This is a genomic window from Pseudomonas sp. TNT3, assembly GCF_010095445.2.
In the GTDB taxonomy this organism is placed as follows: domain Bacteria; phylum Pseudomonadota; class Gammaproteobacteria; order Pseudomonadales; family Pseudomonadaceae; genus Aquipseudomonas.
Genome location: NZ_WFGV02000007.1, coordinates 108,786 through 122,464 on the forward strand (window position 1 = coordinate 108,786; position 13,679 = coordinate 122,464).

10 protein-coding genes, 2 tRNA genes and 3 pseudogenes are annotated in these 13,679 nt (G+C 55.4%); 7 read left to right on the forward strand and 8 right to left on the reverse strand.

Annotated features, from left to right (window positions below):
- Positions 1–46 precede the first annotated feature (46 nt).
- Entirely contained in the window at positions 47–1,573 is a 1,527-nt protein-coding gene (locus GBC55_RS06880) for an IS66 family transposase (protein ID WP_162436532.1), read from the forward strand.
- A 40-nt stretch (positions 1,574–1,613) separates the two neighbouring features.
- Positions 1,614–2,243, forward strand: a pseudogene (locus GBC55_RS06885) (nucleoid-associated protein); the annotation flags it as partial.
- A 6-nt stretch (positions 2,244–2,249) separates the two neighbouring features.
- Here GBC55_RS06885 and GBC55_RS06890 read toward each other — a convergent pair.
- Together GBC55_RS06890 and GBC55_RS06895 are read right to left on the reverse strand one after the other, a co-directional pair.
- Positions 2,250–2,804, reverse strand: coding sequence for a hypothetical protein (locus GBC55_RS06890; protein WP_162436534.1), 555 nt, complete (start codon positions 2,802–2,804; stop codon positions 2,250–2,252).
- Positions 2,805–2,884: 80 nt separating this feature from the next.
- Positions 2,885–3,409: a hypothetical protein gene (locus GBC55_RS06895; protein ID WP_162436535.1), complete on the reverse strand. Its 525-nt coding sequence runs from the start codon at positions 3,407–3,409 to the stop codon at positions 2,885–2,887.
- 47 nt (positions 3,410–3,456) lie between these two features.
- On the opposite strand from GBC55_RS06895, the gene GBC55_RS06900 reads away from it, so the two are divergent.
- Positions 3,457–5,550 (forward strand): DNA cytosine methyltransferase, encoded by a 2,094-nt coding sequence (locus GBC55_RS06900; RefSeq protein ID WP_162436536.1) that lies wholly within the window; start codon positions 3,457–3,459, stop codon positions 5,548–5,550.
- 449 nt (positions 5,551–5,999) lie between these two features.
- Positions 6,000–6,274, forward strand: a pseudogene (locus GBC55_RS06905) (DUF4406 domain-containing protein).
- Here the strand turns inward: GBC55_RS06905 and GBC55_RS06910 are convergent.
- Positions 6,267–6,767 (reverse strand): hypothetical protein, encoded by a 501-nt coding sequence (locus tag GBC55_RS06910; RefSeq protein WP_162436538.1) that lies wholly within the window; start codon positions 6,765–6,767, stop codon positions 6,267–6,269. The pseudogene GBC55_RS06905 and the gene GBC55_RS06910 sit on opposite strands and share 8 nt — an antisense overlap.
- Positions 6,768–7,150: 383 nt before the next feature.
- Here GBC55_RS06910 and GBC55_RS29875 point away from each other — a divergent pair.
- A pseudogene (locus GBC55_RS29875) lies at positions 7,151–7,834 on the forward strand (Nin-like protein); the annotation flags it as partial.
- On the opposite strand, the gene GBC55_RS06925 reads toward GBC55_RS29875, so the two are convergent.
- Positions 7,831–8,532 (reverse strand): SLATT domain-containing protein, encoded by a 702-nt coding sequence (locus GBC55_RS06925; RefSeq protein WP_247266870.1) that lies wholly within the window; start codon positions 8,530–8,532, stop codon positions 7,831–7,833. The pseudogene GBC55_RS29875 and the gene GBC55_RS06925 sit on opposite strands and share 4 nt — an antisense overlap.
- A 55-nt stretch (positions 8,533–8,587) precedes the next feature.
- Between GBC55_RS06925 and GBC55_RS06930 the strand changes: the two genes are divergently transcribed.
- Complete coding sequence (locus GBC55_RS06930) at positions 8,588–8,764, forward strand: hypothetical protein (protein ID WP_162436539.1); 177 nt, start codon at positions 8,588–8,590, stop codon at positions 8,762–8,764.
- 11 nt (positions 8,765–8,775) lie between these two features.
- On the forward strand, positions 8,776–9,807 hold the full coding sequence (locus GBC55_RS06935) for a tyrosine-type recombinase/integrase (protein ID WP_162436540.1): 1,032 nt from the start codon (positions 8,776–8,778) through the stop codon (positions 9,805–9,807).
- A gap of 82 nt (positions 9,808–9,889) precedes the next feature.
- Here GBC55_RS06935 and GBC55_RS06940 read toward each other — a convergent pair.
- The 4 genes from GBC55_RS06940 to nirB form a co-directional block, all read right to left on the reverse strand.
- A tRNA-Leu gene (locus GBC55_RS06940) sits at positions 9,890–9,976 on the reverse strand.
- A gap of 195 nt (positions 9,977–10,171) precedes the next feature.
- Positions 10,172–10,245: transfer RNA gene (locus tag GBC55_RS06945), tRNA-Cys, on the reverse strand.
- Positions 10,246–10,456: 211 nt separating this feature from the next.
- Complete coding sequence (gene nirD / locus GBC55_RS06950) at positions 10,457–10,852, reverse strand: nitrite reductase small subunit NirD (protein WP_162436541.1); 396 nt, start codon at positions 10,850–10,852, stop codon at positions 10,457–10,459.
- Positions 10,852–13,413: a nitrite reductase large subunit NirB gene (gene nirB / locus GBC55_RS06955; protein ID WP_162436542.1), complete on the reverse strand. Its 2,562-nt coding sequence runs from the start codon at positions 13,411–13,413 to the stop codon at positions 10,852–10,854. The genes nirD and nirB overlap by 1 nt, the downstream gene beginning before the upstream one ends.
- Positions 13,414–13,679 lie beyond the last annotated feature (266 nt).

Sequence of the window (13,679 nt, forward strand, 5' to 3'; positions counted from 1 at the left end):
CATCAGTCTATCGCCGCCCATAGCCCACTCTGGCAAAATCGGCGGCATGACTTCGCATCCGAATCTCGATCAATTAAACCCTGAAGAACTGCGTGCTTTGGCGGCGCAGTTGATCCAGCGCGTCGAGACGATGGACAAGCAGATCAATCATCAAAAGTCGGTCAACGAGAAGCTGGCCCACGAGATCGCGCTGCTCAAGCGCTTCAAGTTTGCCAAACGCAGCGAGCAACTAAGTCCAGATCAGGCCAGCTTGCTCGACGATTTGATCGATACTGATATTGCCGCTATCGAAGCCGAGCTTGAGGCGCTGCAACCGACACCCGTCGAAGCCAAAGTGCGCCAGCAACCTAAGCGCGCAGCGCTGCCGCCGCAATTTCCTCGCACGCTGATCCATCACGAGCCGGACAACAGCCATTGCCAGTGCGGCTGTGCTCTCAAGCGCATCGGCGAAGATGCCAGTGAAAAACTCGACTACACGCCCGGCGTGTTCACCGTCGAGCGTCACATCCGTGGGAAATGGGCCTGCGAGCAGTGCGAAACGCTAATCCAGGCGCCGGTACCTGCGCACGTCATCGACAAAGGCATACCGACCGCAGGCCTGCTGGCCCATGTCATGGTGGCCAAGTTCGCTGATCATTTGCCGCTGTATCGTCAGGAAAAAATCTTCGGTCGCGCCGGGCTGCCCATCGCCCGTTCGACCTTGGCGCAGTGGGTGGGCAACTGCGGCGTGCAACTCCAACCACTAGTCGATGCGCTGCGCGAAGCCGTGCTGACGCACGGCATCGTTCACGCCGACGAGACGCCGGTACAAATGCTGACGCCTGGCGCTAAAAAAACTCATCGCGCTTATGTCTGGGCCTATGCCACCAGTCAGTTCTCTGACCTGGCGGCGGTCGTTTACGACTTCAGCCCAAGCCGCGCTGGCGAACATGCCCGAGCCTTCCTGGGCAGTTGGAACGGCAAGCTGGTCTGCGATGACTTTGCCGGCTACAAGGCAGGCTTTGAACTGGGCGTTACGGAGATCGGCTGCATGGCCCATGCCCGCCGAAAGTTCTTCGACTTGCATGCGACCAACAAGAGCCAGATCGCCGAAAAAGCGCTGCACTACATCGCGGCCTTGTACGAAGTTGAACGAGACGTCCGCGACCTGGAACCGGGTGATCGACAGCGAATACGGCAGGAAAAAGCACCTCCAATCGCCGACGCACTTCATACCTGGATGACCGCCCAAAGACAGCTTGTGCCTGAGGGTTCGGCCATCGCCAAGGCCCTGGATTACAGCCTCAAACGCTGGATAGCGCTGACGCGCTATCTCGATGACGGTGCTGTGCCCATCGATAATAACTGGTGCGAGAATCAAATCCGGCCGTGGGCTCTTGGGCGCTCGAACTGGCTGTTCGCGGGCTCGTTACGCAGCGGTAAACGTGCAGCGGCGATCATGAGTTTGATCCAGTCGGCGCGGCTCAACGGACATGATCCGTATGCTTACTTGAAGGATGTTCTTACACGCCTGCCGACGCAGCGTGCGAGTGAGATAACCGAGCTGTTGCCGCACAGGTGGGCGCCCGTTTAATCACACAAGGTGTGTTTGGCGGACGCTTACGATGCAGGAAACGGAGGCGGTCACCATGACCGAAGGGCTGCACTTGATGACGGTCAAGCGTCTCGACTTAGACCATATCCGCTTGGCGGCTCGAATTAATCTGAGCGAGTGGCAGAACAACCCACAATCGCGCCAGTACATCTCGTATCTGAAGGGTAAGCAGGGACGCAAGGTCGGCGAGTACTTCCGCGACTTCATCGGCGCGCTGGAAGGCGTCGACGGCCCGGGCGAAACCCGCACCCTACTCAAGGCGTTCAGCGACTTCGTTGAAAGCGAAGACCTCGGCGAGGAATCTGCCCGAGAGAAGACCAACACCTTGGTCAGCTACGCGATGGCCCAAGCCAAGCTCAGCGAACCGCTTACCCTCGACGAGTTGTCCGAGGTGCTCGACGATGAGCAGCCAAAGGCATTTGCCGAATTCATCCGCGACAATGACTACGGGCTGTCAGCTTCCCTGCCGCCGGACAAGAAGACCCTGAACAAATTTCGGCGCTTCACCGGCCGGTGCGAGGGCATGTCGATCAGCTTCGAACACGGCCTACTGGGCTCAAAGGTTGAGTTCGACGAAGCTGGCGGCACGCTGACATTGCGCGGCCTGCCATCTCAGCTTACCGAGCAAATCAAACGTGCTACTTCCTAGTTATTTTTAGGGCCACTGCAAATACGAAGTGAAGCGTATCGCAACAGCGACTAACGCCAAAACGACCAAAATTGAAGAACCCCATTTCAACAACCTAAAAGATAATTCGCCGCGCTTAACTCTCTCCCATTCACTTTTTAAAACCTTCTGTGATTTTTTAACGAACTCACTCACCAGCTCTTCAGATATATCATCTTTATCTAACTGTGACTGAATCCGATCTAGTACAGCAACAAGCTCTACACACTCCACAGGATTAATACGCAGACGAATACTCATCATGCATTTTTCCATTTTTACAAAGTCATCATGCCGCTCAATAAGATAATCGAGTTTTTTTTGCTTATCTGATTGATCAAACAACTCCATAATATCTTTCATGGCAATCAAATTTGCCCCAAGCTCGCAAATTTCTGAACGCAGAGAGTCGATCCACGATTGCCTAAACTCTGAGGTTTTCTGGTCTTTGGCAAGAACCGTAACAACAAACGATATGGATCCCGCGATTAAAGCGGCCATCACAGGACCGGCCATAGGAATTAGATCTTTCAACTCTGTCACAAACGACCTCCATAAACTATAGCAATGCAAAGAGTTGCGAGCGGGCAGCGTGAGCATTCCACCAGTTCCGCACTGAACACTCAAGATGAGCTGACTCTAAGAAGGCTACTCATTATTTTTAATGATTCGTATGCAGCGGTAATTTGATTCAATGCGATTTCGGCTTGTTCTACCAACCTCTTCTCGAGGTCCATTTTCTTTTCTATCATCTGCATAACCTGAGCAACTTCCTCAACCGCGGTTCTGGCCAAAAAAATCAGAGTATATATTTCCGAATCAACTCCAGGACTCGACATAGCTTCTTTTAAGTGCTGCTGAGTTTGGTTCAAGTCAGCGGATATCGATCCCATCAGATCAGGAGTGACAATAAATTTCTTCACCGTTTCGATCGCTGAGTAGACGCGGCGGCCTGCATCGCCCACAACAGTTTTCGCCCGAACAATGGAATGTGATTTGACCTCAATCTCTGCTCTTCTTCTCAGTCTTGAATCGCGGCTTGCTATCCAGATAGCCGCCAATATTGCGGCGATTGACCCGACAGCCTGAACCCACGACGCAAGTCCTGGGTGATGCTCGATCCAGCAAGAAACGACTTCCCAGCTCATAACCCACTCCCCTGTAGATTCCGGAACTATACCGGCGAGGATCCCCTATGTCCGCACACCAGAAGAAACACCCCTTCGATTTCAAAACCCAATACGGACTTGGCTTCACCTCTCAGGACGATGAGATCGTTGTCGATTTCTTCTGCGGTGGCGGCGGCGCCGGTACCGGGCTGGAAATTGGTCTTGGTCGCGCTGTAAACGTAGCCAAGAACCACAGCCCCCAAGCAATCAGCATGCACACCGTCAACCACCCAGGCGCACTGCATTACACCACCGACGTGTTCGAGGGTGATCCGGACACTGAGTGCGGCGGCAAGGCAGTCGGTTGGTTTCATATGTCGCCCGACTGCACGCATCACAGCCAGGCAGCAGGCGGTCAGCCACGTAAGCGGGAGATTCGGAACCTGTCATGGATCGGCCTGAAGTGGGCTGGCAAGAAGAAGCCCCGCGTCATCAGCCTTGAGAACGTGAAGCAGATCCTCCAGTGGGGGCCGCTGATTGCCAAGCGCTGCAAGGTGACCGGGCGGGTCGTTACTTTGGACCTGATTCCGCACCCGACCAAACCTAAAAGCATGATTAACCGCGTTGCAGATCTGGGCGAAGTCGTCCCGGTTCACCAGCAGTTCCTGGTACCTGACCCAAAACGCCGTGGGCAGACCTGGGCAACCTTTGTCGCCGAGCTGCAGCACTTGGGCTACGTCGTCGAGTGGCGCGTGATCAAAGCCTGTGACTTCGGCGCGCCGACCAGCCGCGAACGCCTGTTCATGATCGCCCGTTGCGACGGCGAGCCGATTGTCTGGCCAGCACCGACGCACGCCAAGTACCCCGTGAAGGGCCAGAAGAAGTGGCGCACCGCCGCAGAATGCATCGACTGGAGCATCCCGAGCAAAAGCATCTTCGACCGGCCGAAGCCTCTGGCGCCGGCCACACTGCGGCGGATCGCCAAGGGCATGAAGAAGTTCGTCATCGATGCCGCTGACCCGTTCATCGTGCCGATCGCGAACTGGTCCGGCGAAAGCGTGCAGTCAGCACACGACCCGCTGCGCACCGTCACCTCTTGGCCGCGCGGCGGATCGTTCGCCATGGCCAGCCCCATCATCGCGCCAGCCACGCACCAGGGCAGTGATCGGATCAACGACCCGCTCGCACCATTGCCGACGGTGACCTGCGCCAACCGCGGTGAACTGACACTTTCAGCTGCAACACTTGTTCAGCTGGGCAATGGTGACAAGCCAGGCTCCGCGCCCCGAACTGCCGACCAGCATGAGCCGCTCGGCACCATCATGGCTTCCGGCGGAAAGTACGCCGTTGCCGCTGCGCACTTGGTGAAGTTCCGGTTTGCTGATGAAGGCAAGGCGCTCGATGAGCCGCTGCCAACCATCACCAGCGGTGGCAACTATCAGCGCCCGGCCGGTGCTGCCCATGCAATGGGCATCTCGACGGTGTTCATGGCCCAGATGAATGGGGGTTTCAATACCACCGACGCCAAGAGCATTGAAGACCCGATGACCACGGTGACCAACTCCGGCAGTCAGCAGCAGCTGGTGACCGCTAACCTGGTGCACCTGCGTGGCAATTGCGATGCCCGGGACGTAGCGGATCCGTTGCACACCATCAGCGCCGGCGGCACTCACCACGGACTGGTCACTGCATTCATGGAGCGTCAGTTCGGCGCCAGCGTCGGCCAGCCGGTTGATGAGCCAGCACCAACCATCACTGCAGGCGGCGGCGGCAAGAGCTCGCTAGTTGAGTTCCAGCTTTCGCCAGAGGTTGAAGCCGGTGCTCTGCGGGTCGCGGCATTCCTGATCAGCTACTACGGCACCGAGAACGTCAGCGGCGCCGGTGAGCCTGCACCAACGATCACCACCAAGGATCGGCTGGGCCTGGTGACCGTCACGATCAAGGGCACGCCCTACGTGATCGTCGACATCTGTCTGCGCATGCTGCAACCGGCCGAGCTGTACAAAGCTCAAGGCTTCCCCGCCGATTACATCATCAGCCACGGCGCCGACGGCAAGCCATTCACCAAGACTCAGCAAGTTCACATGTGCGGCAACAGCGTAAGCCCTCCACCGATGGCTGCACTGGCCCGAGCTAATGACCCATGGCGAGTTGCTGAGCGCCGAGCTGAGGCGGCCTGAGTTCAAATCAAAGTTGCGGCCCTGTCCGAACTTATTAATGGAATCGTGCCGTCGCCTTGCTGTGATGTAAGCCAACTCCTAGCCTTTTCAATATTGAATTTCCAATTGTTCTCCTTAAACACCTTAATCGCCGTCCGTGAGAGCCGGTATTCACCACACACAGGGCATGCGAGCTGCTCGTAGTCGCCTGCCGACGGCACCTCGCTTGATTCGGCTGAACAGATGAAGCATTTCATAATCCACCTCCGTTTGCTTGTCGCTCAACTGTAGCTGATCCCCACCACACTCCGACGCCCGGGCATGCCCCGGCATAGGATGCCCCATGCCCACAGAAAACATTCCAACCATTGTTACCGAGTTTTTGATGGGGATGATCGCAGCCGTCACGCGAATAACTCTGCCGGCGAACCGCCCCCCCCCGCACCAAACGCGTGTATGTCGCCGTGCCAATGACTGGCTTGAAGGACTATAACTACCCCGCTTTCAAAGCCGCAGTCAGGGCTATCAGGTAGAGAATCCCGCCGACTATGGGACCGTACCCGGCGCGGAATGGGCTGACTACATGGCCTACGACCTGACACGCCTTGGCCTTTGCGGCGTGATCGCCATTCTACCCGGATGGGAAAGATCGGAGGGCGAGAAGCTCGAAGTTCAAACCGCCCACCGCCTCGGCATGACAGTTATGAACGCAAACGATCTTGTCATGAGCAGCAGAGTTATTTAATAACATAGTTTGTCTCTTCCTTCAGGACGAGGCGCCAATCTTTGTCATTCGAGCAATCATGCAACATCAAATATAGAAGCATCGATGAAAACATGAAGCGTTTTCTCGGGTCGCTTATCACGAAGTCGTCAAAGGAATCACACAACTTCAGGAAATTACATAGATGAACCACATCATCATGCAAAAAGCTCAGACCGAGAAAAGCGCCATGTGCGAACTTATTTCTAACTTTAACCAACAATAAAAAATCCGCTCGCTCTCTTTCAGATAGGACCCCAAGCACAAAAGCATTAGAAATCGTTAATGAAAGGCGACCAAGAGGGGCTAGATTTCTAAATTCCTCATTTGAGCATTCAGGCAGGCGGCATCTTATAGCTTGGAGAAGAAGATCTTCTAAAGCACACAACATAAGTACGGCGCAGCCTCTATCTGACTCACTCTCAAACTCGCGCAAATAAAGATTTAGTTTTTCGCGATCACTTCCAAATACCATGGTAGCTCCAAAATTTTAAGTTACTTCTCGCTTCAGTGTACGCCTACTCACGAACGACAATCAGCCGCTATGGCGGCAAAGGAACAGTCATGCCCGAAGAAATGAGGAAGGCTTGACCAGAACACTATCGCTACATTGACACCATCGGACCGGAAGGTCTTGAGGTGCATTGCCTCACCTACCAGGTGATCGGCGAAACCGCCCAATGCTTTTACATCGGTTACAAGCATACCTGCGAGCTGGTCAGCGGACCGCAGTACAGATGGATCGCCGAGGCTGTAAAGAAACGCCGTAAGCGCGTGCCGAAGGAAGATGGCACCTCGGGCCGTCGCTATGCCTACACCGACAAGACACTGGCGCTGCGCTCGTACAAGGAGCGTAGCGCCGAGCGTTGGTCGGTGCCAATTGTCTGGCTTGAGTTTCGGGACAACGAGGCCGGTTTTGAGGTTGTCGACTTCGCCAGCGCCAGCCGGGAGGGCGAGCCGTTCGAGGCGCTAATCAGAAAGAGCATGTATCTGCCGAACCCGGTTACCCGATCCTGCACCATCAACCCCAAGATCAGGATCATTCACAAGTATCTGCGCACCCTGGACCATTCGACCGAAGACAATTCGGTGGACATGATGACCGGCATCCGTGCCGACGAGCCCCGCCGGGTCGCGAAAATGCGAAACCGGAAAAGCACCAGTGAAAGCAAGTGGGCCACGATGGTCATGCCACTGGCCGATGCTAGTGTAGGCGTGAAGGACGTGACTGACTTCTGGGCTGGCTAGTCATTCGACTTGATGCTGCCAACGATCAACGGCCGCACGCTGGGAGGGAACAGCGACCTCTGTTTCCTAAAGGGAGCGAAGCAGGTCTACTCGATCATCGCGAGTGACAGGCCAAAAGCTGAATGGTGGGGTAGCATGGAAAACTCGGTGGTGTCCGGAGGCAAGTTCACCGGTGACGGCGCCCGGTTCCGCAGTGACCAGCCCAGCTACCAGCAGATGCTCGACTACTCCGACACCCAATTCGATATGTTCGCCGATCACGACGAAGCGTTCGACTGCTTCTGTTGCGATTAGCCTAGGAAGGCTAACGCTTTAAAAGGACTTACAAGGCCGAAAGACACCCAGTATAGAGCAAACATCAAAAAACAAATAATTAGCGGGTAATTTACGAAATTTAATACATACAGAACACGCCACTTTCCATTCTCATAAAATCTTTTGTACCCTGACATATCATAATCTTCGGGCATATCCAGTTTAGCCCTATAGTAGTCTCCACGAAAATCGTTGTTAGAGTGCGTTTCGTAAAGCTTTAGAACATCATGATATTCTTTCTGACACCTATCATAGTTTTCCTGTGCAAACTCATCTGCGTGGACGTGAGGGTGAGACTTCTGTTTCAGCTCTCCAAGCTTAGAAGCGCAAGAATACATTTTCTCTGATTGACTAGAGTAATCATTTTTATCCATCAACAAAGAATAAACCAACACCGCAACCGAAGAGAAAACTTGTAAAAGCCCTACACCCTTACTCTGTATATTCGCCCCCAAGCCATACGTTTGCATAAGTGATATGAAAATCAATACCAGCGAAAGAAACACTACCGTATAGGTAGAAAGAGCAGCGTGTAACTTTAATCTACGAGAAGCATGAAATCTAGTTTTGGACGTCGCATCCATTTTTTTATATAGATTTTTAAAACTCTTTGATCCTGTCACTCGCTTTTCTCTCTTAAGCTCATCAGATGTGCTGATCATATAGCACATTGCCATGCTCATTTCCTCCCCCATCCCTCCACTCCGGGCATGACCCGGCATAGGACGTCCCATGCCCACAGAAAACCGAATTACCGAACAGCCTGACGAAGTGAAGCGCTATCGGTTCAAAGGTGCGGCCGGCGAATACGTGTACGCCGCCGATTTCGACGCCGCCAAGCGTGACTGTGATGGCCGTAACCGCCGTCGGCATGATCGAACCAGAAAAACCCGCATGGAAATCACGTAAGGCAAGCTGAAATGGGAAGACGACCAAGTAAACCAGGCTCGATAGCCCGGCTGCGAGAACGCAAGAAAGCCAGCGGCCGGGTTTTCTTCTACTACGACACCGGCGGAAAGGACCGCAGAGAGATTCCACTAGGCAGCGACTATGGCCTGGCGATCATGGAGTACGCAAAGTTTGAGCGTGATCGGACCGCGACCGATCTGGTCTCCAAGGTGATCACCTTCCGCTACGTCGCGGAGAAGTACATGGTCGACATCGTCCCAACCAAAGGCAAAGCCACCCAACTGGACAACAAGCGGGAAATGAAGAACCTGATTGCGTTCTTCGACGATCCGCCCGCGCCCCTGGAAACGATCGAACCGCTGCATGTTCGCCAGTACCTTACCTGGCGGAAGGCGGCACCGGTCAGGGCGAATCGTGAAAAGGCATTGCTCAGCGCAATTTGGAACTACGCCAGGGACAAGGGCTACACGTCTCTAGCCAACCCCTGCGCCGGTATCAAGGGCAACAAAGAGACCGGGCGGGACACATACGTCGAGGATGAGCTCTTTAAGCGCGTGCACGACAAGGCCGATGTCGGACTGCAAGACGCCATGGACTTGGCTTATTTGACCGGTCAACGGGTGACTGACACGCGACTGATGGACGAAAGGGATGTCCGCGACGGCCAAATCTGGGTGCTTCAGGGAAAAACGAAGGCCAAGCGGCGAATAGAGGTAACTGGTGAGCTGAAGGTTTTGATTGATCGAATAATGTCCCGTAAATCAGAACACAAGGTCCGCTCGACGCGGCTGATCGTTACAGAGGATGGCACACCAATGACGGTGGCGATGTTGCGAAGAAGGTTTGATTTGGCCAGGGAAGCGGCCGGTGTTGCGAAGTCTGCATTTCAGATGCGGGATTTACGCGCCAAGGCAGGTACGGATAAAGCCGAATCGAGTGGTGACATCATGCAGGCGAGAGATCAACTTGGGCATACGACCGTGGTTATGACGGAGCAATACATCCGGAATCGCCTGGGCAAGAAAGTCACTCCAACCAAGTGAATTGCGGACCAACTCCAAAATAGCGGACCGGAAACAATCAAGGGTTTGCATAAGCTTTCGCCCGCAAACCCTTGTTTTAAGATGGTGCCCGAAGCCGGAATCGAACCGGCACGCCCTTACGAGCGGGGGATTTTAAGTCCCATGCGTCTACCAGTTTCGCCATTCGGGCGGTAGCGCGGTGAAGCTGTCTGGAGGCGGGTCAACGACCCTTACACCACTCAGACGCTTGTGCAGCAGAGGTGGAAATATATACATCCCGCCCCGGTGAAGCAAGTTCGCATCTGGCATTTTCAAGACTAAATCTTGCCAGGCAGTGCAAATAAAAAAGCTCCGTAAATCATCGATCTACGGAGCTTGTTTAAAGTGGAGGCCGAGGTCGGAATCGAACCGGCGTAGGTGGATTTGCAATCCACTGCATAACCATTTTGCTACTCGGCCTCAAACGTTTGATGTCATGTAGCACAACACCCTACGCATACAAACTTGGATTTAGATACAAGATCTAAGCCCTTGAAAACATTGAGCTTTTTAAGCGGTCAGTGCTTTCGATGGCGTGAATTATGGACTGATTTACGGAGGCTGGCAACCCCTTGATTTCAAAAAAAATTATCCAGCCCGGCATTTATTCTGCCGGGCCTTTTTTGCCTTATTAACCACGACCCCGGCAGCCGATTTCCACATCTCCCCTGCTCAACCGCACCGGCCAGACACGCAGGCGCTGTTGCGGATACTCCAGGCAGGTGCCGTCCTCAAGACGGAAGTGCTGCTTGTAAATAGGCGACGCCACCACCAGTTCACCCTTGATATCGGCGATCAAACCGCGACCAATGACATTGGCCCCGGATTTCGGGTCGTGGTTGTCGATAGCGTAGAGGATCTTGCCTTGCGCGTCTGGCAGGTAAAACAGCGCGACTTGTGCGCCGTCGAGCCACACCACGACCCCGGAGTTGATGACCAGATCCTGCTCGCTGCACACCGATTGCCAGACCGCGTCCGGTTCAGACGCCAGGTTGTCATGGGTGCGCAGGGTATTTAATGGGTTCATCAGACAATCTCCTCGCGGACTGGAATAAGGTTGAGTTCGCTGGCCGTGATTGGCCGCCGCTGCCCTCGTTCCTCGACAAAGTGGATGTCCGGGTCCGGACGCTTATCGTTAACGAAGGTGCGGAAGCGCTTGAGTTTTTCCGGGCTTTTCAGCGCGTTGGCCCATTCGCATTCATAGCGACTGACCACCAGTTGCATTTGCGATTCGAGTTCATCGCCGAGCCCCAGGCTGTCGTTGATGATCACTTCCTTCAAGTAATCCAGGCCGCCCTCCAGGCTTTCACGCCAGACCGATGTGCGCTGCAGTTTGTCGGCCGTGCGGATGTAGAACATCAGGAAGCGGTCGACGTAGCGGATCAGGGTCGCATCGTCGAGGTCGGTGGCAAACAGCTCGGCGTGGCGCGGGCGCATGCCGCCGTTGCCGCATACGTAGAGGTTCCAGCCCTTCTCGGTAGCGATCACGCCAACGTCTTTACTCTGCGCCTCGGCACATTCGCGGGTGCAGCCGGACACGGCGAACTTGAGCTTGTGCGGCGAGCGCAATCCCTTGTAACGATCCTCAATCAACAGCGCCATTTTCACACTGTCCTGAACGCCGTAACGGCACCAGGTGCTGCCAACGCATGATTTGACCGTCCGCGTCGATTTACCGTACGCGTGACCGGTTTCGAAGCCCGCCTCAATCAACTCCGCCCAGATGTCTGGCAGTTGATGCAGTTGCGCGCCGAACAGGTCAATTCGCTGGCCACCGGTGATTTTGGTGTAGAGCTCGTATTTTTTCGCGACCACCCCAATCGCGATCAGCTTGTCGGCTGTGATTTCACCCCCGGCAATTCGCGGCACGACTGAATAGGTGCCATTTTTCTGCATGTTGGCCATGAAGGTGTCGTTGGTATCCTGAAGTGGCACCAGCGATGGGTCCATGATGGGCTGGTTCCAGCACGAGGCGAGAATCGAGCCCACCGCCGGTTTGCAGACATCACAGCCGGTGTGACCGCTGCCGTGTCTGGCCAGCAGTTCTTCGAAGGTGATCACCCCTTCCACCCGCACCAGCGCATAGAGTTCCTGGCGGGTGTAGGCAAAATGTTCGCACAGACTTTTGTCGACACTGACGCCACGCGCGGTCAACTCGTGCTCGAAGACTTGCTTGAGCAACCCGGCACAGCCCCCGCAGCCCGTACAGGCCTTGGTTTGCGACTTGAGTTGAGCCAGATCGGTGCAGCCGCTATCGATGGCTGAGCAGATCGAGCCTTTGGTGACGTTGTGACACGAACACACCGTGGCCGATTGGGGCAATGCGCCCGGTCCAAGCGTTGGCGCGCCTGCGGACGATGGCAGAATCAGGCTGGCCGGCTCCTTTGGCAGTGCAATCGCGTTCTGCATGTATTGCAGCAGCGTGTCGTAATAGCTGTTATCACCGACCAATACGGCGCCAAGTACCTGTTTACCCGTGACATCCACCACCAGGCGTCGATAGCTGGCGGTGCTCTCGTCGATAAATTGAAAGCTGCGCGCGCCCGGAGTAATGCCGTGAGCATCGCCAATGGAGCCCACGTCGACGCCCAATAGCTTGAGCTTGGTCGACATGTCGGCGCCCATAAACGGCTCGGCGACCTGCTTGCAAAGCCTGGCCGCCACACTGCGCGCCATTTGATACCCCGGCGCCACCAGGCCGAACAGGCTGCCGTTCCATGAGGCACATTCGCCAATGGCGTAAATGTCTGGATCGCTGCTGAGGCACGCGTCGTCGATGACCACCCCGCCGCGTGGCCCGATAGCCAGCGCGCATTGACGAGCCAGTGCGTCTTGCGCACGAATGCCGGCGGAGAACACGATCAGGTCGGTTTCGAGGAATTCATCATTGGCGAAATTCATCCGGTACCGGTAATGCTCGCCGGCGCTGATCGATTGTGTCGCGCGCGACAGGTGCACACCGACGCCCAGCTTTTCGATTTGCGCCTTGAGCGCCAGGCCGCCGTGTTCGTCCAGTTGCACAGGCATCAAGCGCGGAGCGAATTCGACGACATGGGCTTCCAGGCCCAGACTCTTCAGTGCATTGGCTGCCTCAAGCCCGAGAAGTCCTCCTCCCACGACCACACCACGTCGCGCGTTGGCAGCGGCGGCTCGAATAGCGTCCAGGTCTTCAAGCGTGCGGTACACCAAGCGCGAGTCGTCCTGCGCGCCTTCGATAGATGGCACAAACGGGTACGAACCCGTTGCCAGGATCAGTTTGTCGTAAGTAACCGAGCCTTGGGCGGTAATCACCTCGTGGCGGGCGCGGTCTATCTCAAGAACCGGCACGCCCAGATGCAACGTAATACCCGGAGTCTGGTATAGCGCGGCATCGCTGAGGGCCAGCGACTCAGCGTCCCGCCCGGTGAAATACTCGGAAAGATGCACGCGATCATAGGCGCGCACGGGCTCCTCGCTGAAGACATGCACCCGGTAGTGATTAAGGGCACCGCGCTCAATCAACTGTTCGACACAGTGATGTCCGACCATGCCATTACCGATCACGATCAGCGTCTGCAACTTGTTCAGCGTGGCAACAATGGAGTTCATAAATAGCACCCGGCCAAAGCCCGTCACGGAAAAAAAGCAAAAAAAAACGCCTGAAACCTTTCGGTTCCAGGCGTCTTTGCCTGTTCGATTGCGGCGTTAAAACCGGACGTCTCTGCCCGATCCACCGCTGCTGCCCACGACCTGTGCGGCCAATCGGTCGTCGTTGACCGTGAGGGCTGCCCATTCGAATGTTCTCGCGATGGGCCTGTTCAACGTAATGCAGCGTTTGTGCCAGATCGTTACTACGCCCCTATGCGCGGGCCTAA